Raw genomic sequence first — 21904 nt, 5'->3', positions numbered from 1 at the left:
TCACCGTGGTTGATGCCAGCCTGCCCCTGAGTCGCGCGCGCTAAGCCTGTTTGAGGATCTCCCGGTAGAGCCCTGCGGTCCGGCGTGCCACGGCGTCCCAGCCGAACTCCCCCACCGCGCGCTCCCGTCCGGCCTCGCCCATCCGCCGGGCGGTCTCCGGGTCGCCGATGACGGAGTCCAGCGCCCGCGCGAGGCCCGCCTCGAAGTCGTCGTCCAGCGGGACGAGGAGCCCGGTCTTGCCGTCGTCGACGACCTCGGGGATGCCGCCGACCTGCGAGGCCACCACGGGAGTTCCGCAGGCCATCGCCTCCAGGTTGACGATACCGAGGGGTTCGTACACCGAGGGGCAGACGAACACGGCGGCGTGCGTGAGGAGTTGGATCACTTCCGGGCGGGGCAGCATCTGCGGGATCCAGTGCACGCCCTCGCGGACCCGGCTCAGCTCCTGGTAGAGGTCGCGGAACTCCTGGTCGATCTCGGGGGTGTCGGGTGCGCCGGCACACAGCACGACCTGTGCGGCCGGGTCGATGTGCCGAATCGCGCGCAGCAGATGGGGCACGCCCTTCTGGCGGGTGATGCGGCCGACGAACAGCACGTACGGGCGGTCGGCGTCGAGGCCGAAGCGGGTGAGGACGTCGGTGCGGTGGTCGGGCCGGTACAGGGTGGTGTCGATGCCGTTGTGCACGATGTGGACCCTGGCCGGGTCCAGCGCCGGATAGCAGCCGAGGATGTCCTCGCGCATGGCCCCGGAGACGGCGATCACCGCGTCGGCGGCCTCGATCGCGGTGCGCTCGGCCCAGCTGGACAGGGCGTATCCGCCGCCGAGTTGCTCGGCCTTCCAGGGGCGCAGCGGCTCCAGGGAGTGGGCGGTCATCACATGCGGGATGCCGTACAGGAGCTTGGCGAGGTGGCCGCCGAGGTTGGCGTACCAGGTGTGGGAGTGAACGAGTTCGCGGCCTTCGAGGCCGGCGGCCATGGCGAGGTCCACGGAGAAGGTGCGCAGCGCGTCGTTGGTGGTGTCGAGGGCGGACCAGGGGCGGTGGCGCAGCACGCCCACCGCGCGGCCCTCGCCCCAGCAGTGCACTTCCAGGTCGACCAGGTCCCGCAACTCCCGGGCGAGGAACTCGACATGGACACCCGCGCCGCCGTACACGTCCGGCGGGTACTCCCGGGTCAGCAGTCCCACTCGCACCCGGAACCCCCTGTTCTCAGCGGCTTGTTGCCCTTTCATGGTCACCCAGATGGGGCGCGTGGGGAAGAGCGCGGGGCTCGTGTGAAGCAACAGTCACCGCACACTCCGCCGCCCGGCACCCGGTAGTAGAGGCAGCAGCTGCGGCGCCGGAAAGCGGTTCCGTGGAGGGTGCCGGTGCCGGCGAGGAGGGGATGGGTGAAGAGCTGGACGGTCAGGGCGTGGGCGCGTGCGGCGACGTCCGTGCGGCCGTGGGCGCGCGCCCACTGGTCGAGCTGCCGGGCGGCGCCCGCGAGCGCGGATCCCGCGTTGCCCCACAGCAGGCCGTCGGCGACGCGGTACCTGGAGCGCAGGGCGGCGGTCAGCGGTTCGAGGTGGCCGTGCAGGACGACGTCCGTGACGGTCGACGCGTCCGCGGGGCGTGGGCGTACCTCGGCGAGCCACAGGTCGTCGGGGGCGCCGGCGTCGGGGTCCCAGCGCAGCAGGCGGGGGTCGAGGTCGGGGACGGCACCGTACAGGGCGGCGCAGCCGAGGGTCACCGACCACAGCCGGGCGGCCAGGCCCTGCTGGGCCACGGAGGCGGCGATCCGCGGCTCGGGGGCACGCAGGGCGTCCGCGACCTTCCGCACCCGGAAGGCAAGGGGATCCCTGGGTTCCGCCGGCCCGGGTTCCGCGTAGGCCTGCGCCAGCGTCGCGGCTGGTCGAGGAGCTTCCCCGGCCGCGCTTAGGACGAAGAAGCCGCCGAGCGGCCGGAGCGCGGCGAGATCGGGGTCGAGATCCACGAAGAGCAGTAGTACCAGGGGCCGTCGGGGTCTTCACCTGGGGGTCTCCCCCAGGGGTCACCCGTCTTGGGGATGACTCCGGCGCCGTAGTACTCCATCGGCAGTACGACACAGTGCGTGCTCTGGTACGACGACGGGAAGAGGATTTCGAGGCATCGTGTTGATTATGAAAGCCGACCGTTCGCCGCGCCGGGGTCCCCGCCCCCGCTTCACGCAGAGGAGCAGCTCATGAGTGCCCTCGCGTTGTCCGTGCTTCTGTCGCTGGTCTCCGCGGTCGCGTACGCGGGCGGGGCGATCGTGCAGGAGCGTGTCGCGGTGTCCTCCCCGGGGCAGCAGTTCGCGCCGATGCGCCGGCCGGACTGGTGGGCGGCGGTCGCGCTGAACGGCCTGGGAGGTCTGCTGCACGTGGTGGCGCTGGCTTTCGGTCCGCTGAGTCTGGTGCAGCCGCTGGGTGCCCTGACGATCGTGTTCGCGCTGCCGATGGCCGCGCTCTTCGTGGGCCGCAAGGCCGGGTCGACGGCCTGGCGGGGCGCCATCATGGCGACGGTCGGACTCGCCGGGCTGTTGTCCCTGGTCGGCACCTCCGAGGCGCAGTCCCTTGACACCGCGGAGCGGGTGGCCGTGGCACTGGTGACCGGCGGCATCGTCGTGACGCTGATGGTCGCGGGCCGGGCGGCGCACCGGCATCCGGCGGTGCGGAGCATGCTGCTCGCGACCGCGTCCGGCATCGCCTTCGGCATGTCCTCGGTGTTCACGAAGATCGTCGCGGTGGACTGGAGCGGCGGGGTGTCGGCGGCCGACCTGCCCGCCCTGGCCACGATAGGCGTCTTCGCCACGTCCGGTCTGCTGCTGTCCCAGGCCGCCTACCGCGGTGCGGGTCTGGCGGCGCCGCTGGCCACGCTGACGGTCGTGAACCCGGTGGTGGCGGCCGCGGTCGGCATCACGATGTTCGGCGAAACCTTCCGCTACGGCACGACCGGCACGGTGCTCGCCCTGGGCTGCGGCGTGGTGGCGGCGGGTGGCCTGATCCTGCTGACGACCGAGCGGATCGCACGCACCGAGACGGCCGCCTCCGATGCGACGCTCGCCGAGCCGGCACCGACCGCGATGCCCGCGGCGGAACTGCTCGATGGCCTGCCGGAACCGGCCGGGACGGCGGCGCACGAGGAGATCCTCGTGCCGGACGGGATCGAGGGCATCCTCATCCCGGCGCAGGTCGCGCAGGGGCCGTACGAGGAGTCGGAGCCGCGTCCCGACAACCAGGAGTCCCCGAACCTCTACGGCCCCTTCTACGGCGGCCCGTACGTCCCGCATGTCCCGCTGCCTGTCCTGAACCGGCACCGCATGCGCGTCAAATCCTGACGCCACCGGACCTGAGGTACGCCACCGGGTCGACGTCGGAACCGAAGCCGGGCCCGGTCCGCACCTCGAAGTGCAGGTGCGGGCCCGTGCTGTTGCCCGTGGACCCAGACCGGCCGATGCGCTGCCCCGGCCCCACCGACTGCCCGTCCTTCACGGAGATCGCCGAGAGATGGGCGTACTGGGTGTAGCGGCCGTCGGCGTGCCGGATCACCACCTGGTAGCCGAAGGAGCCCTCCCACCCGGCGCTCACGATCTGCCCGGCCCCGACGGACTTCACGGACGTGCCGGTCGGCACGGCGAAGTCGACGCCGGTGTGGTAGCCCTTCGACCAGGACGAACCCGCCTTGCGGTACGGCGTGCCGGTGGCCGCGCTCACCGGGGCGACCAGCGAGCGACTGCTCGTCGTGGCCTGCTCCTGCGGCTCGGACGAGGTCTTCTTCGGGGTGGACTTGGTGGTGGGCGCCGGCTCCGTGGTGGTGGCCGCCTTGCCGCGCAGGGCGAGCCGCTGTCCCGGCAGGATCAGGTCGGGGTCCGACCCGATGGCTTTGCGGTTCGCGGCATACAGGCCCCGCCAACCGCCTTTGACCTCCTGCGCGTCGGCGATCTCCGAGAGGGTGTCGCCGTGGACCACGGTGTACATCTCGGCCTTGCCCGCCCGTGACTGGGGGGTGGTCTGCGGCTGGACGTCCTGGACCGAGGTCTTCGGGGTCTTCTTTGCGGACTTCTGCGTGGTGCCGGCCGGCTGGATGTCGGGGGTGTCGCCGCCCCGGGTCAGTCCGGCCCGGACCGAGCACAGCGGCCAGGCGCCGGGGCCCTGCCCGTCCAGCACCTTCTCCGCCACGGCTATCTGCTGGTCCTTGGTGGCCAGATCCGCGCGCGCCGCGTACCGCGTGCCGCCGTAGGCCTCCCACGTCGACTGGGCGAACTGCAGGCCGCCGTAGAAGCCGTTGCCGGTGTTGACGTGCCACCGGTTGGTCGACTCGCACGCGGCGACCTTGTTCCAGGTGTCCACGTCGGCCGCGTGTGCGACGCCGGTGCCGATGAGGGGGAGCGCCATTCCGGCGCCGCCCGCGGTGACGGTGAGTGAGGCGCGGTTGATCCTGTTCGGCTGGTACCGGCGGTGCCGGCCGCGTACGGCCATGAAGGAGCCCCCCATTGACATGCGTCAGGAGGGGCAAAAGTAAGCGCTGCGAACAGGCCATGACAAGACAGCAAATCAGCCGCCTGTTCACGCCAAGTGGCGTGGAAGGGGCGCATGTTGTCCGAGCACCCGGAACAGCTGAGTGCGCCGGGGCGTTTCGTGCGTAAGAGGCTGCGACATCGCGCCACCCGGATGTGCGCTCGGAGTACGGGCACGTCAGGATGGACGATGGGGCAATACTGGCGGGCAGGACCGGCACCGCTGATATATCGAGGGCACTAGGAGCCAACGCATGAGCACTTCGGCGCAGATCGGCGTCACGGGTCTCGCGGTCATGGGCCGCAACCTCGCCCGGAACTTCGCCCGCAACGGCTATACGGTCGCGGTGCACAACCGGACGCCGGCGCGTACGCGGGCGCTGGTGGAGGGGTTCGGCAGCGAGGGCGATTTCATCGCGGCCGAGACCGCCAAGGAGTTCGTGGCGGCGCTGGAGCGACCGCGGCGACTGGTGATCATGGTCAAGGCCGGCGATCCGACCGACGCGGTGATCCAGGAGTTCGCGCCGCTGCTGGAGCCCGGCGACATGATCATCGACGGTGGCAACGCGCACTTCGCCGACACCCGGCGCCGCGAGCGTGACCTGCGCGAGCAGGGCATCCACTTCGTCGGCATGGGCGTCTCCGGCGGCGAGGAGGGCGCGCTGCACGGCCCGAGCATCATGCCGGGCGGCCCGAAGGAGTCGTACGACTCGCTGGGCCCGATGCTGGAGAAGATCTCCGCGAAGGCGAAGGACGGCGCGCCCTGCGTGACACACGTCGGTCCGGACGGCGCCGGGCACTTCGTGAAGATGGTGCACAACGGCATCGAGTACGCCGACATGCAGCTCATCGGCGAGGCGTACCAGCTGCTGCGGGATGTCGCCGGGTACGAGCCCGCGCAGATCGCGGAGATCTTCCGCACCTGGAACCAGGGTCGGCTGGATTCGTACCTGATCGAGATCACCGCCGAGGTGCTGTCCCACGTGGACGAGGCGACCGGCAAGCCGTTCGTGGACGTGGTGGTCGACCAGGCGGAGCAGAAGGGCACGGGGCGCTGGACCGTGCAGATCGCGCTCGACCTGGGCGTGCCGGTGTCCGGGATCGCGGAGGCGGTCTTCGCCCGCTCGCTGTCCGGGCACGCGGCGCTGCGCGAGGCCTCGCACGGGCTGGCCGGTCCGAAGGCGACGCCGCTCGGCGAGGCCGAGGCCGCAGCCTTCGCCGACCGGGTCGAGCAGGCGCTGTACGCGTCGAAGATCGTGTCGTACACGCAGGGCTTCCACGAGATCGACGCGGCGCGCGGCGAGTACGACTGGGACATCGACCTGGGCGCCGTCTCCGCGATCTGGCGTGGCGGCTGCATCATCCGCGCGGCCTTCCTGGACCGCATCCGCGCCGCGTACGACACCCGGGCCGACCTGCCGAGCCTGCTGTCGGACGACACGTTCGCCCAGGAGATCGCCGCCGCGCAGGACGACTGGCGTGAGGTCCTGGTCGCCGCGACCCGGCAGGGTGTGCCGACGCCGGGCTTCGCCGCCGCCCTCGCGTACTACGACGCGCTGCGTGCCGAGCGGCTCCCCGCGGCGCTCACGCAGGGGCAGCGGGACTTCTTCGGTGCGCACACGTACCGGCGCACGGACCGGGACGGCTCGTTCCACACGCTGTGGGGCGGGGACCGGTCGGAGGTGTCCGCCTAGGACCTGTCCGGTCCGTCATCCGACCGCCCCGTGCCCGGGTCTCTGCTTCGGGCACGGGGCGGACCCCTGTCCGGGTGAGGCCGACTGCTCCGAGTGGCGCCCACCAGTGGTGGACGTCTGTCCCCGCGCTCAGGCTGGCGTACGCCGTGCCCGCCCGCGTCTCGTGGTGGCGGGCGGCGCTCACGCGGCGTCGTCGACGTCGCCGCCGCGGCCGGGACGTCGGAGAATCGGGATCACATGGCGGGACAGGGCATCAGAGCGGGCGGCCTGCCGTCCGGTCACGGGAGCGGCAGGTTCGTACGACGGCGGACGCGGTACCGGTCCGCACGACGACGCGTCCGGGAGGCGCGCACCGGGGCGGCGTTCCTCGCGGCCGGCCTGGCCTTCCTGGCCGTGCTCGCCCCGACGCCGAGCGGTGCCGTGCCGGCGCCCTTCGGCGAGCCGCGGCCGGTTGCTCCGACACGGTTCGTGCCCGGTCCCTGCCCTGACACGCCCGAGCCGATTCCGGGGCGGTGCGGGGTCCTCGAGGTCCCCGAGAACCGGGCCCGCCGCAATGGGCGGACCATCCGGCTGACCGTCGCGATCATCCGAGCCGCCTCGGCGAGGCCGGCCGCGGATCCGGTGGTGTTCATGACGGGCGGTCCCGGCGGCGATGCGATCGGGGACATTCCCTTCTTGATCGACTCGGGCCTCAACCGGAACCGCGATCTGATCGTCATGGCCCAGCGCGGAACGCTGCACGCCCAGCCGAACCTCGCCTGCCCGGAGATCGACCGCTTCTACGCGGACGCCGTGGGGCTGCGCTACGACGCGCCGTCGACCGGGCGGCTCCTCGTGCGCGCGACCAAGGAGTGCCGGCACCGCCTCACCCGTGTCACGGCCCGCGGAGTCGCGCTGAGCGCCTACAACACCACCGAGAACGCCGCGGACTTCGCCGATCTGCGCAGGGCGCTCGGCATCGACCGGTGGAACGTCTACGGGTACTCGTACGGCACCGACCTGGCCCTCACCTATCTGCGCCGGCACCCCGGGGGGATCCGCTCGGTCGCGATCGACTCCGTCGTGCCGCCGCAGATCGTCAGCCTGCCGTGGACGTGGGACAGCGCCCGTGAGGGGATCAACACGATCTTCGCGGCGTGTGCGGCCCAGCCGCGCTGCAAGAGCCGCTACCCGAACCTCCCGCGCGTGCTGACGCAGCAGGTCCGGCGGCTGGAGGCGCATCCCCTGACGCTGACGGCGCGGCCGCCTGCGGGCGGCGAGCCGGTGAAGGTCGTCCTCGACGGGGGCGCGTTGGTCAATCTGCTGGTCGCCAACGCCGTCCCGGCGGTCGACGTCCCTGCGGCGCTCGACGAACTCGCCCGCGGACGTCCGGAGCGCTTCGCGCGGGCCCGCGCCGCCGGGGCCACGCCCGTGATCGGTGAGTTCGCGCACGGCCTCACGCAGTCGGTGGCCTGCGGCGAGTGGGTGCCGGGCCATTCGCCGTCCGACCTGTTGCGGGCGGGGCGGCGGGCCTTCCCCGGGTGGCCGGAGACGGTCCTGGCCCAGGCGCCGCAGCTTCCCTTCGAGCACGAGGTGTGCCGGGTCTGGAGCGTCCCGGACCGTACGGCCGTGCAGCGGGTGACGACCGTCAGCACTGTGCCGACGCTCGTGGTCTCCGGGACCTTCGACGCGAAGACCGGCGCGCGCTGGGGTGCGTACGCGGCCCGCACGCTGCCCCGCTCGACCACGGTGCGGATTCCCGGAATCGGCCACTGGGTGGTGCCTCAGTCGCCCTGCGCGCAGAACGTACTGGCCTCCTTCCTCGCGCGGCCGACCGCGCCCGACACCCGCTGCGTGGCGGGTCTGTCGCCGAAACCGTTCACCATCACGCCGACCCCGGAGACCGCATGATGTCCGTCCGCCCGCCCCACCACCGGCTCACCGCGCGACGGCTCCCGGCCACGCTCGCCGCGGCCACGGCCGGTCTCCTCGTCGCCGGCCTCGCCGTGACACCCGCCCGCGCCGAGAGCGGCCATGACGCACCGCTCGGCACGGTCGCCCGGACGGTGGGCCACGCCCGCTTCGTGCCGGGCCCCTGCCCGAGGACCGCTGACCCGATCCCCGCTCTCGAAGGGGCCCGCTGCGGCACGCTGACCGTGCCCGAGAAGCATGACCGGCCCAAGGGGCGAAAGATCACCCTCGGAATCGCGATCGTGGGGGCGGCCACCAGCAGACGGAAGGCCGATCCGATCGTGTGGTTCGCCGGCGGTCCGGGCGACGACGCGGTCTCCGAGGCCCAGTTGGCGATCGACGGCGGCCTGAACCGGGACCGGGACGTGATCTTCATGTCCCAGCGCGGGACCTACTCGGCCGATCCGGTGCTGACCTGCCCGAACATCGACGAGTTCAACGCCAACTCCCTCGGCCTCGTCTACGGCGCCCCGTCCACCGGGCGCCTGCACGTCCGGGCGACGCGGGCCTGCCGCGAACAGCTCAAGCGCCACGGGGCCGCCCTCAGCGCCTACAACACCGGCGAGAGCGCCGCCGACTACGCCGCCCTGCGCGTCGCGCTGGGCATCAGGCAATGGAACGTGTTCGGCATCTCCTACGGCACCGACCTGGCCCTCACCTACATGCGCAAATTTCCGCAGGGCATCCGGTCGGTCGGCATCGACGGCGTCCTCCCGCCGTCCCTCGCCGGGGCGAGTCTGACCTGGAGTGCCGCACGCCAGGGCTTCGACGGCCTGTTCAAGGCCTGCGCGCAGCAGTCCTCCTGCAACCGCCGCTACCCGAATCTGTCGCGCACCTTCGAGCGCCTGGTCCGTCGACTCGAAGCCCGCCCGATCGTCACCACCGTCACGGTCCCGGACCGCCCGACGCCGGTGCGGGTCGTGCTGGACGGCGGCGTCCTGGTGAACTGGCTGACCTCAGCCACTCACCTGGCGGCCGGAGTACCCCGCTCCATCGACGAGCTGGCGCACGGCAACCCGCAGCGCATCGCCGAGCAGTGGGCCGGAGGAAAACTCAGCCCCCAGGCCATCGGCAGACTCGCCCACGGGCTCGCCTACGGCGTCTTCTGTTCCGAGTGGACCCCCTTCGAGACCGAGGCCGACGTGATCCGGGCAGGACGGCGCGCGTTCCCGTCGTTCCCCCGCTCGGTCCTGGCCAACGCACCGCAGCTCCCCTTCCTTCACGCGGACTGCCGTGCCTGGAGCGTTCCCCCGGCCCCACTCTCGATCAGAAACGTGACGCGCAGCGACATTCCGACGCTCGTCATGTCGGCCGGGTTCGACGCCCAGACCGGCGCGAGCAACGGCGCCTACGCCGCCCGCACGCTGAGCCGGTCCACCGCCGTCACGGTCCCCTACGTCGCCCATGTCGCCTTCGCCGAATCAGCGTGCGCGCGAGCGATCACCGTCTCGTTCTTCAACTCCCCGACCGCACCGAACAGGTCCTGCCTGGCGGGCCTGCAGCCGCCTCGGTTCGAGATCGGCCCGTAGGAACGACGGGCCGACCGATTCGGGTTGGGCGGTCACGGTTGGCCCTTGTGGGCCTAGAGGCTTGCGGTGGGCGGCGCTATCACGTCGCCCGCCGCGCACACGCGGAGCAGCCGCTCCAGTACCCGGTCGCGCTCGCGGATCATCAAGTCGTCCGTGGTGTAGTTACGGTGGCCGTTGATCGGCGGGAAGACCGGGTGCCGCTCCGAGCGCCGCGCCATCACGCCTCTGACGCCCTGCCAGTCCTCGGCGTCGTCGGGCCACTGGCGGTCGACGCATTCGATGCCGACCGGTCCACCCAGCGGGTCGGTGTCCCGCCAGACGTTGGTCCAGGCACCGAGTTTCGCGCGGGCCCCGCAGGGTGCCAGCCAGCGGATCGAGTCGCCGCAGATGAACCCGGGGTACTGGCGGCTGAAGTACATCCCCACCGGGCAGCCCGACGTGAGCAGCCCGATGCGCTCCCGTTCGCGTGCCTCCAGCTGCCAGACCGCCGCCAGGGCGAGCACCGACCCCATCGACGAGGCCCGGATCAGGACGAGCCGGTGCTCGTCGCGCAACAGGAACTGAAGACGGCGCACCAGTTCGGGCACCGCCCGCGTCGTCCATGACGGCGGCGCGAACGGATGCACCGCCCTCGGCCAGAACGCGCCGAACGCCCAGGCCAGACCCGCGTTCTGACGCATCTCCGGGCGCAGCGCCAGGGTGCGGAAGGCGAACAGCATGAGCGCGGCGAGGGCCGCGAGCAGCGGCACACTGGCGGCGCCCAGCAGGTCGTAGATCAGGCTGCGCGCCCCCTCCTCGGGCTTGCGCAGGCCCTTGAGCTGGTCGAACAGGACGATCCAGACCACGATCGCGAGCGCGCTGAACCCGATCAGCCAGTTCAGCTCACGCAGCAGGTAGGTGTGTCGGCGACGGGCGGCCGTCAGCAGGTTCAGATGACGTTGGTCGTCCTTGGTCAGGTCGGCATCGGACCGGTCCGGGTTCGCGGGACGGGGCACGTCGGGGGCCGGGACGGGCAGCAGGCGTACGACGGCCCACATCACCGCCGCGGCCAGCGCCACGGTCACCAGAACGGGCAGCAGGATCATGCCCATGCGGTGGACGGGCTCGGTGACCACCGGCCCGGCCCGGTCCTCGGCCAGCCACGCGCTCGTCCACTGGGCCAGCGCCACGGTGTAGAGCCAGCCCAGGAAACAGGCCAGCACCGCCACGGCCGCGCCGGCGTGACCGAACAGTGCCATGCCGCGCCGGGTGCCCTTGCGCGGCAGGAGCACGGCCGAGATCAGGAGCAGCGCCACGCCCACGCCCTGGGCCAGTAAGAGTGCCGTGGACTGCACCTGGATTCCGGGCAGTTGGCCCTCCACGCGCCACTGCCGGTCCGGCCAGAGGCAGTACAGCAGGGCCGCCGCGTTGACGATGGCGCAGCAGATCCCGGCGGGAAGGGGGTAGCGCGTCGGCCAGAGCGGCAGCAGCGTCACCGTGCCGGTCTCGCGCTCGATCTTGATCGGCTTGGTGGACAGGTACCACGTCTTCGCCACGAGCCTGGCCCGCAACGAGTGCTCCGGGAGCCGGATGCCGAACTTGCGGTACAGCGCGGGCACCGACACCACCACGACCAGTGCCACGGCCGAGATCACGGCGAACAAGGCGATCCCGATGGTCTTCGCGGTGCTCCCGGCCGGATCCTGGTGCATCGGCGTCCAGGTGAGGAGCGCCGCGGTGGTGAGCAGGCCGGCCCACACGTGTTGGGCGGCTATGCCGGGGTCGCGGCGGTTGTGCTCCCAGAAGCCCGCGAGTTCCAGGGGCAGGCCGTCGGCGTCGCGCAGGCGCCGTGCGGCCTCCGCCTCGTCCGCGGTGACGGTCGGCAGCACCGGCAGATACTCCTGCTTCGCGTCCCGGGCCACCCGCAACAGCACGAAGGCGACACCGGCCGGCACGAGCGCTGCCATCGCCAGTCCCCACTGCGGGCCGGGCAGACCGGCCAGCGCCTCGCCGGCCTGGTCGCCGCACACCCGCCTCTCCACGGCGGGATGGCACTGCCAGGCGAACTGGTCCATGGCCACCTGGCCGAAGGTGCCGACCACCAGCACCGTGAGCGAGAGGGCGAGCAGCCGGGCCGCGAACTCGTAGACCGCGCCAGCCAGTTTGGTCCCGCGCCCGTCCACGCCGGACGGCCAGCGCGGCTGCATCCAGGCCACCAGGTTGATCAGCAGGAACGGCATCAGGAACAGCCACAGCGCCCGGGAGGCGCCGCCGATGGTGAGCCGGGTCCAGTCGTAGATCTCGCGGACGAGCCGCTGATCCTCGGTGCCCGGTACGACGCCCGGGTCGCGGTCGGCGGACCGGTAGAACCCGGCTTTGTCGTCCCCGGTCTCCCGGCCACGCCCGCGGGGGCGCAGCATCCGGTCCCGGTCCACCGGGCCGAGTCCCGGCACCAGAAGTTCGACGACCTCGACTCCCCCGGTCCCCGGAACCCGTGCGCCGTTCGCCCGCTTCTTGTCGATCTCGATCTTCGCGACGTCCCCCATCGCGGGACCCCCGTCCCCCGTACCCGTTCTCAGGTGACCCAGGGTGACAGCGACCGCACCGTCACGCAACGGAGTTACGTGATGAGAAAATCTCACCCTCCGTGAGTTTCGCGCTCAGGTGAGCGGCGGCCCGGGCTCGGGGTTCGGCACCGGTTCCGGTCCCGGCGGGATCGGCGACGGGGAGGGGCCCGGCGGCGGGGGCGAGGGCGGGCCCGGGGGTGCCGGCGGAGGCGGTGTCGGTCCCGGGGCGGGCGGGGGACCCGGGGTCGGTGACGGTCCGGGCGGGGGCGGCTCGGGAGCCGGCGAGGGCTCCGGCGGCGGGACCGGATGCGGCTCCGGGTGCGGCGGCTCCGGGCTCGGAGGCGGTCCTGGATGGACCGGGTCGGGAAACGGGTTGGTCATGGCGTCCTCCAGCCAGTCCGTGACATCGGCTCTGGACTACTCCCCCGCGTACCCGACGGCCGCGCCACCAGTCACTCACCCGCGTCAATGAGGGCGCCCAAGTGGGCCCCGTCGGGGACGGTCGGAGGCGGCGCCGACTCAAAACCCCCCGACGCCACAACCGCCCATCGACGCAGCCGCCCCCCGTCAGAACCGCTCGGGATGCTCCCGCAGCCACTCCATCGCCGCCTCCAGCAGCGCCGGGTCGGCGGCCGGGGCCTCGTCCGGGTGGCGTTCGGCCCACTTCACGACGTAGGGGCACAACGGCGCCACGACGACTCCCTCGCGCGCCGCGATGCCGTACAGCTCACGTGCCAGGGAGCCCGCGATGCCCTTCCCCTCGTGGGCCGGTTCCACGATGGTGTGGACGGGGACGAGGGCGCGCGCCGGGGATTCGAGGACGAAGTACTCGATGTGGCCGGTGACTTCGTCGCCCTGGAGGGCCTCCAGGCGGCCCGTCGCCCGGTCGTCGCGGATCTCGATGTCGCTCATGACACGCTCCCTGGTCCGTCTTCCGTCTGACGTGTGGCGTCTGGCGTCGAGCAGCGCGGCCGTCAGGCCACCGGCACGGCCTGCGGGCTGCGCTCCTGGTCCGAGCCCGGCACCGGCTCGGACGGATCGGCGCCCAGCGCCACGATCCGGTTGGCCCCGTCCACATGCACGACCCTCGGCTCGAACTCCCGTGCCTCGGCGTCGGTCATCTGAGCGTAGCTGATGATGATCACGAGGTCGCCGGGGTGGACGAGATGGGCGGCGGCGCCGTTGATCCCGACGACGCCCGAGCCGCGCTCGCCCTCGATGACGTAGGTCTCCAGGCGGGCGCCGTTGGTGATGTCGACGATGTGCACGAGCTCGCCGGGCAGCAGGTCGGCGGCGTCGAGCAGGTCCGCGTCGATGGTCACCGATCCCACGTAGTGCAGGTCGGCCTGGGTGACGGTGGCGCGGTGGATCTTGGACTTGAAGAGAGTACGCAGCATTTGGGGCGCTCCTGCTGATCGGCTCCCTGCCTGCTCTTGCAGGTCAAGGGCGGTTTCACCCTACATCGGCCAACTTCGCGCCGATCTGCCACCTGTTGTTCAGGTCAACAGGCGGGACCAGGGTACGGAACGGCACTCCGGGCCGCACTGAGAGCCCGGTCACGTGAGGATGCGCTCCCTTTCCCGGACCCCCTACGGCCGGCCGCGGTTGGGCCCTCCCGCAGGCCAGACCGCCTGCTGCGCCTCGCCCGCAACGCGCACACGGACATGTGCACGTTGCGGGCCACGGCACCGGGCGCGCGAGTGGACACCGCGCAGGGTGCCGGTAAAGCGGCCGGACCGCGGGACTGATCGACTCAGCCGCCGCTCTTACGCCTGAACGACCGCTGGCTCGCGGCCGGGCCGTGCGCCGCACGCACCTTCGACGCATCCGGGTTGGCGGCAACATCGGCCGCGTCCGCCTGCGCACCGCGCTTGCGCGCCAGGGCTTCACGGAACTTGCGCTTGAGGTCGTAGTTGCCGTCGCTGTCCGGCGCCAGAGGTGACGTCTCGGGCGTCTCGGGGGTAGCCGACTCCGAACCTTCAGTAGTTTCGGGCTCTGCGGTCATGGTGACCTCCTGGGTTCGGGAGTGGGCCAGCACAGCTTGTCATGCCGGGCGCAGTGCGGGGCGCCGGCAACATCATGCTGCTTCGCTGACAGAGCAACGGCTCTCAGCCGTTGCGACGCACGAGGGCGGCCTTGCGGGCCTCGGCGAGCTTGCGGGCCTCGCCGGCCTTTCGGGACTTGCCGCCGGCGCCGCGGGTGGTGTCCTTGCTGGTGCCGAGGCCGCGGAAGGGAGCGTTGTGGTTCTTGGGTCGGGGGACGGCGGGCCCGCCGTCGAGCGGGGTGCCGGAGGGAGCCTTGGCGCCGGTGATCCGGCTCAGCTCCGCCTCGCCCGAGCGCACCTTGGTGACGGTCGGCTCGATGCCGGCCTCGGCCATCATGCGGCTCGTCTCGCGGCGCTGGCCCGCCAGCACGAGTGTGACCACGCTGCCGGACTCACCGGCGCGGGCGGTGCGGCCGGCCCGGTGCACGTAGTCCTTGGGGTCGGTGGGCGGGTCGACGTTGACCACGAGATCGAGGTCGTCGACGTGCAGGCCACGGGCCGCGACATTGGTCGCCACCAGAACGGTGATCTGGCCGTTCTTGAACTGCGCCAGGGTCCGTGTGCGCTGTGGCTGGGACTTGCCGCTGTGCAGGGCCCCGGCGTGCACCCCACTGGCCCGCAGATGCCGGGTGAGCTGATCGACGGCGTGCTTGGTGTCGAGGAACAGCAGGACGCGGCCGTCGCGGGCGGCGATCTCCGTGGTGACGGCGTAGCGGTCAGGGCCGTGGACGACCAGAACGTGGTGCTCCATCGTCGAGACGGCGCCCGCGGACGGGTCGACCGAGTGGACGACGGGGTCGTGGAGGTAGCGGCGGACCAGCTGATCGACATCGCGATCCAGAGTGGCCGAGAAGAGCATCCGCTGACCGTCGGGGTGCACCTGGTCGAGCACGTCGGCGACCTGCGGCAGAAAGCCCAAGTCGCACATCTGGTCGGCCTCGTCCAGCACGGTGATCCTGACCCGTCCCAGGCGGCAGGCCTTGCGCTCGATCAGGTCGTGCAGGCGTCCGGGGGTGGCGACGACCACCTCGGCTCCCTCGCGCAGCGCGGCGACCTGCCGGCCGATCGACATGCCGCCGACGACCGTGGCCATCCGCAGCCGCAGTGCCTCGGCGTACGGCGCCAGCTCCTGGACGACCTGTTGGGCCAGCTCCCGGGTGGGCACGAGGATCAGGGCGAGGGGCTGCTTCGGTTCGGCGCGCCGCCCGGCCGTACGTGTCAGCAGCGGCAGGCCGAAGGCGAGCGTCTTGCCCGATCCGGTGCGCCCGCGCCCCAGGACGTCGCGCCCCTCCAGGGCATCAGGCAGTGTGGCGGCCTGGATCGGAAAGGGTTCGCGCACCCCGAGTCCGCTCAGTGTCCGCAGCACCTCCACCGGCAGTTCCAAGCCGGCGAAGGAGACGGCCGGGGGCAGCGCCGGAGTCGTGGTCTCTGACTGGACGGGACCGCCGTGAGCGATGCCGGCGTCGTCGGGGTGCTTCATGAACAGCCTTCCGCAGGGGGACGTACCGAGGAAGGCCCGGCAGGATGGAACAGCCCACGCACAAGCAGAACCGAACAGGCAGAATCGCCCACCGCGACGACCACGCAAAAGCGTCACACTAACACGTCCAACGCCCCGGCCTTCCCACCAGCCCACACCTGCCCCTTGTCCGCGAGCACCTGCTGGCTGTCGCTGGCCAGACCTGGCGAATCAGACGTCGGCGGGGCTTTCGGGTTCGGCGGGGACGTCGCCGGTGCCTTCGGCATTGTCCTCGCCGGTCACCAGCGTCAGACCGAAGAAGTCGAGCGTTTCCTGGACCGGCTGGAAGCTGGTCACGGTGCCGGCGGAGCCGCACTCTCCGGCGCCGCTGACATGGGTGCCCACGGCCGTGGTGCCCGAGACGTAGGCACCCCCGGAGTCTCCGCCGGCGGAGCAGGCGTCGGTCTCGGTGAGACCGCCCACCACCGTCTGGCGGCCATCGAGGCCTTGGAAGGTGAGGGTCCGGTCAACGAACTGGACGGTGCCGCAGCGGAACCCGGTCGTCTGGCCGGACCGGCACACGGACTCGCCCACCAGCGCCTCGCCCACGTCGGAAACCGTCACGTTGGCCGCCTGGCCGTAGGCGTTGACGGCCGACGTGAGCCTGAAGTCCGCGTTGACATCGACCTTGCCGAAGTCACCGTCGACCCCGTTGACACTGCCGTTGACGACGCCGATCTCGGATCCGTCGCCGGCGAATGCCGTCTCGCCCGTGTCGTTTGTGCAGTGGCCGGCGGTCAGGAAGTGCCGGCTGCCGTCCGCCCCTGTGGCAGCGAACCCTATGGAGCAATTGGACTCGTCGCCGGGCGTCCATGCGTCACCGCCGCGCACCTCCCCTTCTCCCTCTTGCTGACGCTGCCCGACTGCCCCCTCCACGACGCGCACAGAACGGTCGAGTGCGCGGGCTCGGGTCAGGAACGGGTCGGCTTCGTTCTGTCCGTTGGCCACGGTGATGACCACGCTGTTGGTGCGCGGATCCGCTCCCCAGCCGGTCACCGCGGCAGGCGGCTCACCGGCCGCCCCGCTGTCGAGCTGGTCCACGACGCCTGTGAGTTCGGCCTGGCTGCGGGAGACCACAGTGGGCACAGCACCCAGGGCCTCGGCCTGCCGCGCGGCGGCTTTGCTGGTGACGGCGACCGCGAGCCGCCCCTTCTCGGCATCGAACCAGGCTCCCGCCCAGCTCGCTCCCGAGGCCCGCCGCACTGACGCGACCTTGCCCGAAGCGTCGGCTTCCTGAGCCAGCCGGGTGTGTGCCTCCTTCGTGGTCAGGCCCAGGTCACGCTGTATCGCGGCGAGCATCCGGGGCGATCCGGCCAAGGGCGAAGCCTCCGGCCGGGTCTTCGTCGGGGTATCCGCGTTGGCGAAGAAGAATGTGGTCAGGGTGGCGGACAGCGCCACGCCTGCGGCAACTGCCAACGCCGTGCGCTTGCCGCGCGCACGCCTGGCGTGTGAATGCGTCACGATCGGTCCTTCGTACGGAGGGATGGAGAGACGGAGATCCGGAGGCTCGGAGATTCCGATGGGAAACGGATCATTCGGTGGTGCTGCCCGGCAGCGAACCGAAGAGGGAGAGCCGGATGATCGCCCGGTCCCCATCGACACTGATGAGGTCGACCACAAGATCGTTGATCGTCGACCGGCCCGGGGCGGTCTGGCTGGCGGTGGACTGCTGAGCGCCGTTGCCGGACGAGCCCGTGAGGGTCAGTGTGTTGTCGGCGACGCTGTCGATACTGAGTTCGTCGACGCCCGCCGTACCGTCGAGCTGGATCGTGTCTCCGCCCGTCACCTCGACCTCGCAGGCGTTGTCGAAGCAGGCGTCGAGATCCGTACCGTCAACCGCCTGTCCGGTCCCGGCAGGTGTGGACGGACGCCAGGTGTCCGGCAAGTTCGGGCCGGCCTCGGGGTCCGACCGGTGCCACGGCTCGGGGACGTGGTTGCCTCCGGCCCCTCCGGCCGACGACGAGGCGGGGGCTGTGAGAGGCGTTGGCATGGGAGGTTCCTCCCCCGCCATGGCCACGCCGGCGATGCCGGCGGCGCCTAAGAGCGTGGTGCCGAGGACGGCGGCCACGAGTATGCGTCCGCGGTGGGATTTTCGATGCGTTTGGTTCACTTGGTCCTTTCCGATGCACGGGATTCGGGCATGCCGAACACCGGCATGTCTGAAGGGGATTGGCCGACTGCAGGCCACCCGGTGCGGCATCGTGCGGCCCCGGATGCAGCGGAGACTGCGGCGTTGCAACGAACTTAGGCTCGAAGGACCGGAGTTACCTATCCGTGACGGCACATCACGGGTACGTACATAACTGCGCGGCCTACGGATGAGGGAGTCGGAGGGGGATGGGGGAGGCCGCGCTCACCTGTCCCGCTCGCCGCCGCGGACCGTCCCCGCCAGTTCGAGCCGGGAGACCGCGCCCAACTTCTTGAGGGCGCGCGCGACATGCTGCTCCACCGTTCGCGGGGACAGATGCAGAGTGGCCGCGATCTCGCGGTTGCTCAGACCGGCCCCGGCGAGCTCCGCCACCTCCTGCTCGCGCGGCGAGAGCTGCTCACCGTACCGGGGACGGCCCACAGGGCGCCGCTCGGCACCGGGGTGGGCGCGCAGCTTCGCCCGTACCCGGGCCAGGTCCCAGGTCGCCCCGAGGCGCTCCAACTCCTCGGCCGCTGTGGTCAGTTCGGCGATTCCCGCGGTTGTTTCCCCCGGGCTCCCGGCCAGAGCGCAGCGTCCGGCGGCCTCCGCGGCGAGGGCCGCCTCGTAGGGGCGGGGAAGTTCCCGGTAACAGGCACGGGCGTGCCGGAAGCCGTCGGCTGCCTCCGGGAACGCCCGGTCCGCCTCGGCGAGCAGGGCCCGGCACCAGATGAGGGCCACCGTGGCGGCGGGCGCCTGTCGGCTCTCGATGCCTGCCGCGAACTCGTCGACCATGTCCCGCGCGAGATCCAGCCGGCCGGCCCCGATGGTTGCCTCGACAGCCCAGGGGGCCAGCTCGGCCGCCCAGACCCACACGCCCTTCGCCTTGAGCCTGGCCCACGCGTCGGCCGCCTCCCGGGCGGCACCCTCCAGGTCCTCGCGAGCCTGGGCCGGCCTGATCCGGCTGCCCGCGGCCACCGCGGCCACCGGCACGGGACAGTCGTCCCCGGCCAGGAACCCGAAGTGCCAGTCCCCGAGCCGGCTCCAGTTGCCCTTGGCCACGGCGAGCAGGCCGAGCACGATCAGGCCGTCGCAGGCGACGTACGGCATCTCGCCCGCGTCCGCCACGAGCGCGCGGGCCCGCGCGTTCAGACCCGCCCAGTTGCCGGTCACCATGTCCAGCCGCAGCGCGGTTCCCCGGCTCCCCTGTTCCATGTAGGCGTCCCCGTTGCGGGCGGCCAGCTCCGACCCCTCGGCCAGAAGTTCACGCGCACGCGCGTACTCGCCCAACCAGACCGCCGAATCGGCGGCATTGAACAGACCGCGTGCCGCGTGATGGAGAATCCGCGGGTCGTCGCTCTCCCGGGGCAGCTCCGCCAGTTCCCGCCATCCGTCCGGATCACCCACGCTGAGCAGCACCGTCACCCGGTTCGCCGCGACCGCCGCCTGTACCGCCGCGACCCCGCTCTCGGCCGCCGTCGTCTCCGCACGCGCCAGCCACGCGAGGTTCTCCGCCAGCGGGCCGGTCGGCCAGTAGGGCGGCGCGAGCGCAGCCATGGCCCGCGCCGCCAGCGCCCGTTGGGCACCCAACTCCCGTACGGCTCTGATGAGTTCGGCACGTCCCTCCTGCGGCCGCCCGACCTGGTTGCCGATGAGCAGCCCGAGGTCGAGCCGGATCTCGCCGCGTACGGCGGCGGGCAGCTCGGGGTCGTCGACCAGCCGTCGCAGGACCTCCACTGTCTGGTCCGACCGCAGCCCGTTGTATGCGCTGCGGGCGAGCATCAGCGTCAGCCGGACCCGGTCGGGCTGCCGGACCACCGGATGGGCCAGCACGTCCTCCAGCAAGGAGATCGCCAGCTGGTGGTCCCCGGCCTCGACGGCGTCGACGGCGGCTTTCTCCACGCTCTCCAGCCACTCGGGGATCCGGCCGGCCGCGAACTGATGGCGGGCCAGCCGCGCCCAGGGCGCCGGGCGCCGGACCGCCAGCGTCTCGGCCGCGCGGCCGTGCAGCTCACGGCGCACGGGGCCGGGCAGCAGCGGATACACGGCCGCGGCCTCCATGGGCATACGAAACCCGTACCGGCCGAGCCCGAGTTCATGCAGCACCGCCTCGGAGAGCGCGGCCGTGAGCGCGGTGCGGCCGTGCTCCGCCGACAGAGCGGCGACCGAGGCCAACTCGTCCTCCGTCCCGAGGTCGTCGAGCACGGCGGCCGCCCACACCAGGCGCCGGGTCTGATCGTCCAGCGCCGCCATACGGCCGACCACCAGCTCGGTGAGCCGGACCGGCACCGGGGCCTCGTCCACATGCCGGGCGGTGAGCCGGGCCGGGCCGGGCGCCGTGGGCTTGTCGTCCGGGAGCGCGACGGCCGCCTTCAGCTCGGTCAGCAGATCGGCCACGGCCTGGGCGATGCCGCCCGCGCGCTCATGCAGCCGGGTGACGAACGGGGCCGAACAGCGCTCCTCGCCCAGTGCCTCCACCGCCATCGCGCGGACCTCCGCCTCGTCGAGCGGCCCGAGCCGCAGCCGTACGAGGCTCATCTCGGCGGGATAGCCCACGGGCGCGCCCAGCACCAGCCCGGGGCGTGCCAGTTCCTCGGGGCGATACGTCAGCACCGCGCGCAGTCCCGCCGGAGGGTGGGCCAGGAGGGTGCGTAACGCGTGTGCGTCCTCCTCGTCCGCGCGGTGCACGTTCTCGGCCACCAGCAGCACCGGGCCACCGGAGTCGAGCGAGGCCGCCAGTTCTCCGAGGGAGGAGGTCGCGAGTGCGGCCTGTCTCGGCTGCCCCAGGGCCATGGGCCGGGTGCCTGCGGGGCGACGTAGGGAGCCGTTCCTCGGCACCGGTGACGCGGGCCCTTTCAAGGGTGCCTGCTCCTGGAGGGCAACGGCGCCCGAGGGGGAGAACGTCACCTTCAGGCGGGGCATCGAGCTGAACTCACGTAGCGCCAGAAGCCACTTCACGAAGCGGGTCTTGCCCGTCCCCGCCGCCCCGTCGACGAGCACGAGCGTCGTCGCGTCCGGCGGCGCCGACGCCAGTGGCTCGCGTACCGCCGTCTCCCACTCCCGCTCACGTATCACGGGTCCCCCTGTGTTGTTCCGCGCTTGGCAGGACGCTGTCCAACCACGGCTGATTCAACACCTTGGCCATTTCGCAGCCCTGCGATCTCATCGAAGCAGAGGCGGGGGTCACCTCGTGCGTACTCAGCGTTATTACGTATAGGTAAGGTCCGCTCCCCTGCTTGTCCCGGCGGTACGACGGCGGCCACGGTCGGAGCAGTGCCCTGCACACAGCACACCAGCGACCACTCCGGGAGAAACTGGCATGGCCCTCATCGACGGCCTTCGCCCTGCCACCACCGACTGCCCGCGGCCGTTATCGGCAGCGCGGCGCGGACCGACACGACTGCGCACCCTGTGCATCGCCAGGGCGATGCCCGAAACCGTGCCGGAGCTACGTCACTTCGCGCGCCGTACCGCCCAGCAGTGGGCCCTTCCCGACGACGCGAGCGAGACGCTGTCGCTCGTCGTCAGCGAACTGGCGACGAACGCCGTGCTGCACAGCGGCAGCGCGGAGGTCACGACCCTCATCGTCTTCGACGGCGTCGCGCTGACCGTCGAGGTCACCGACTCCGGCCGTTGGCTGACGCGCGAGGCCGACCGCCGTGTGGCGGAGGACGAGGACGCCGCGTTCGGCCGGGGACTGGACCTGGTCGGGGCCTGCACCAGCTGGTGCACGATCCACCCCTCCCCCGCAGGCACCCGCGTCGTGGCCCGTCTCCCCGTCGTCGAGTCCCGAGCCGATCGGTGAAGGGCAGACCGTAGGGCCCGGGTGCCACCGACCACATCGTCAACCGAGTGGCCCGGTCCGTCGGTCACCTGCTCGGCTTGAGCGAGAGCGATGTCGCCCCGCCGGCCTCCCCAGCCCGGATCGACGTGCGGGAAGCCTGCTGGGCGTGCGCACCGACCAGCTGGGGATCGCTGAGTGCCG

Annotated in this window: 16 protein-coding genes; 5 read left to right on the top strand and 11 right to left on the bottom strand. The window is 71.9% G+C overall.

Going from position 1 to position 21904, the window contains the following annotated elements; genetic code table 11:
- Positions 1 to 40: 40 nt before the first annotated feature.
- Both glgA and OG254_RS43970 read right to left on the bottom strand, forming a co-directional pair.
- A complete protein-coding gene (gene glgA / locus OG254_RS43975) occupies positions 41 to 1192 on the bottom strand; it encodes a glycogen synthase (protein ID WP_351187121.1) in 1152 nt (383 codons plus the stop codon).
- A 41-nt stretch (positions 1193 to 1233) separates the two neighbouring features.
- A complete protein-coding gene (locus OG254_RS43970) occupies positions 1234 to 1971 on the bottom strand; it encodes a (2Fe-2S)-binding protein (protein ID WP_405593346.1) in 738 nt (245 codons plus the stop codon).
- 228 nt (positions 1972 to 2199) lie between these two features.
- On the opposite strand from OG254_RS43970, the gene OG254_RS43965 reads away from it, so the two are divergent.
- Positions 2200 to 3333 (top strand): DMT family transporter, encoded by a 1134-nt coding sequence (locus OG254_RS43965; RefSeq protein ID WP_405593345.1) that lies wholly within the window; start codon positions 2200 to 2202, stop codon positions 3331 to 3333.
- Here OG254_RS43965 and OG254_RS43960 read toward each other — a convergent pair.
- The gene (locus OG254_RS43960) at positions 3323 to 4474 is read right to left on the bottom strand and encodes a transglycosylase family protein (protein WP_405593344.1); all 1152 of its coding nucleotides are present in this window, start codon (positions 4472 to 4474) and stop codon (positions 3323 to 3325) included. The genes OG254_RS43965 and OG254_RS43960 overlap by 11 nt on opposite strands.
- 292 nt (positions 4475 to 4766) lie before the next feature.
- Between OG254_RS43960 and gndA the strand changes: the two genes are divergently transcribed.
- The 3 genes from gndA to OG254_RS43945 all read left to right on the top strand — a co-directional run bounded on the left by gndA (position 4767) and on the right by OG254_RS43945 (position 9685).
- Positions 4767 to 6206 (top strand): NADP-dependent phosphogluconate dehydrogenase, encoded by a 1440-nt coding sequence (gene gndA, locus OG254_RS43955; protein WP_405593343.1) that lies wholly within the window; start codon positions 4767 to 4769, stop codon positions 6204 to 6206.
- 237 nt (positions 6207 to 6443) lie between these two features.
- Entirely contained in the window at positions 6444 to 8096 is a 1653-nt protein-coding gene (locus OG254_RS43950; protein ID WP_405593342.1) for an alpha/beta fold hydrolase, read from the top strand.
- On the top strand, positions 8093 to 9685 hold the full coding sequence (locus tag OG254_RS43945) for an alpha/beta fold hydrolase (protein ID WP_405593341.1): 1593 nt from the start codon (positions 8093 to 8095) through the stop codon (positions 9683 to 9685). Before OG254_RS43950 ends, OG254_RS43945 begins: the two co-directional genes overlap by 4 nt.
- Before the next feature lie 53 nt (positions 9686 to 9738).
- Here the strand turns inward: OG254_RS43945 and OG254_RS43940 are convergent, their stop codons facing one another.
- From OG254_RS43940 to OG254_RS43905, 8 genes are all read right to left on the bottom strand, one after another.
- Positions 9739 to 12210, bottom strand: a complete 2472-nt coding sequence (locus OG254_RS43940; RefSeq protein WP_405593340.1) for a hypothetical protein — start codon at positions 12208 to 12210, stop codon at positions 9739 to 9741.
- A 588-nt stretch (positions 12211 to 12798) separates the two neighbouring features.
- Positions 12799 to 13143 (bottom strand): GNAT family N-acetyltransferase, encoded by a 345-nt coding sequence (locus tag OG254_RS43935; protein ID WP_405593339.1) that lies wholly within the window; start codon positions 13141 to 13143, stop codon positions 12799 to 12801.
- A 62-nt stretch (positions 13144 to 13205) separates the two neighbouring features.
- Complete coding sequence (gene panD / locus OG254_RS43930) at positions 13206 to 13628, bottom strand: aspartate 1-decarboxylase (RefSeq protein WP_147998616.1); 423 nt, start codon at positions 13626 to 13628, stop codon at positions 13206 to 13208.
- Positions 13629 to 13984: 356 nt separating this feature from the next.
- Complete coding sequence (locus tag OG254_RS43925) at positions 13985 to 14236, bottom strand: DUF5302 domain-containing protein (RefSeq protein ID WP_405593338.1); 252 nt, start codon at positions 14234 to 14236, stop codon at positions 13985 to 13987.
- Positions 14237 to 14339: 103 nt separating this feature from the next.
- Positions 14340 to 15755, bottom strand: a complete 1416-nt coding sequence (locus OG254_RS43920; RefSeq protein WP_405593337.1) for a DEAD/DEAH box helicase — start codon at positions 15753 to 15755, stop codon at positions 14340 to 14342.
- A 210-nt stretch (positions 15756 to 15965) separates the two neighbouring features.
- A complete protein-coding gene (locus OG254_RS43915; RefSeq protein WP_405593336.1) occupies positions 15966 to 17255 on the bottom strand; it encodes a S1 family peptidase in 1290 nt (429 codons plus the stop codon).
- 70 nt (positions 17256 to 17325) lie between these two features.
- The gene (locus OG254_RS43910) at positions 17326 to 17862 is read right to left on the bottom strand and encodes a hypothetical protein (protein ID WP_405593335.1); all 537 of its coding nucleotides are present in this window, start codon (positions 17860 to 17862) and stop codon (positions 17326 to 17328) included.
- Positions 17863 to 18147: 285 nt separating this feature from the next.
- The gene (locus tag OG254_RS43905; RefSeq protein WP_405593334.1) at positions 18148 to 20994 is read right to left on the bottom strand and encodes a LuxR C-terminal-related transcriptional regulator; all 2847 of its coding nucleotides are present in this window, start codon (positions 20992 to 20994) and stop codon (positions 18148 to 18150) included.
- A gap of 352 nt (positions 20995 to 21346) precedes the next feature.
- Here OG254_RS43905 and OG254_RS43900 point away from each other — a divergent pair, with 352 nt between their 5' ends.
- Positions 21347 to 21724, top strand: coding sequence for an ATP-binding protein (locus OG254_RS43900; protein ID WP_405593333.1), 378 nt, complete (start codon positions 21347 to 21349; stop codon positions 21722 to 21724).
- Positions 21725 to 21904: the final 180 nt, after the last annotated feature.

It is taken from the genome of Streptomyces sp. NBC_01092, from assembly GCF_045039535.1.
Lineage (GTDB): Bacteria > Actinomycetota > Actinomycetes > Streptomycetales > Streptomycetaceae > Streptomyces.
This window is presented reverse-complemented; position numbering and strand designations above follow the sequence as displayed.

Excerpts from the sequence above, each read along its gene's own strand:
- OG254_RS43945 (WP_405593341.1), top strand. The coding sequence starts at position 8,093 with ATGATGTCCGTCCGCCCGCCCCACCACCGGCTCACCGCGCGACGGCTC.
- gndA (WP_405593343.1), top strand. The coding sequence starts at position 4,767 with ATGAGCACTTCGGCGCAGATCGGCGTCACGGGTCTCGCGGTCATGGGC.
- OG254_RS43965 (WP_405593345.1), top strand. The coding sequence starts at position 2,200 with ATGAGTGCCCTCGCGTTGTCCGTGCTTCTGTCGCTGGTCTCCGCGGTC.
- OG254_RS43950 (WP_405593342.1), top strand. The coding sequence starts at position 6,444 with ATGGCGGGACAGGGCATCAGAGCGGGCGGCCTGCCGTCCGGTCACGGG.
- OG254_RS43940 (WP_405593340.1), bottom strand. The coding sequence starts at position 12,210 with ATGGGGGACGTCGCGAAGATCGAGATCGACAAGAAGCGGGCGAACGGC.
- OG254_RS43935 (WP_405593339.1), bottom strand. The coding sequence starts at position 13,143 with ATGAGCGACATCGAGATCCGCGACGACCGGGCGACGGGCCGCCTGGAG.
- OG254_RS43920 (WP_405593337.1), bottom strand. The coding sequence starts at position 15,755 with ATGAAGCACCCCGACGACGCCGGCATCGCTCACGGCGGTCCCGTCCAG.
- OG254_RS43925 (WP_405593338.1), bottom strand. The coding sequence starts at position 14,236 with ATGACCGCAGAGCCCGAAACTACTGAAGGTTCGGAGTCGGCTACCCCC.
- OG254_RS43900 (WP_405593333.1), top strand. The coding sequence starts at position 21,347 with ATGCCCGAAACCGTGCCGGAGCTACGTCACTTCGCGCGCCGTACCGCC.
- panD (WP_147998616.1), bottom strand. The coding sequence starts at position 13,628 with ATGCTGCGTACTCTCTTCAAGTCCAAGATCCACCGCGCCACCGTCACC.
- OG254_RS43960 (WP_405593344.1), bottom strand. The coding sequence starts at position 4,474 with ATGGCCGTACGCGGCCGGCACCGCCGGTACCAGCCGAACAGGATCAAC.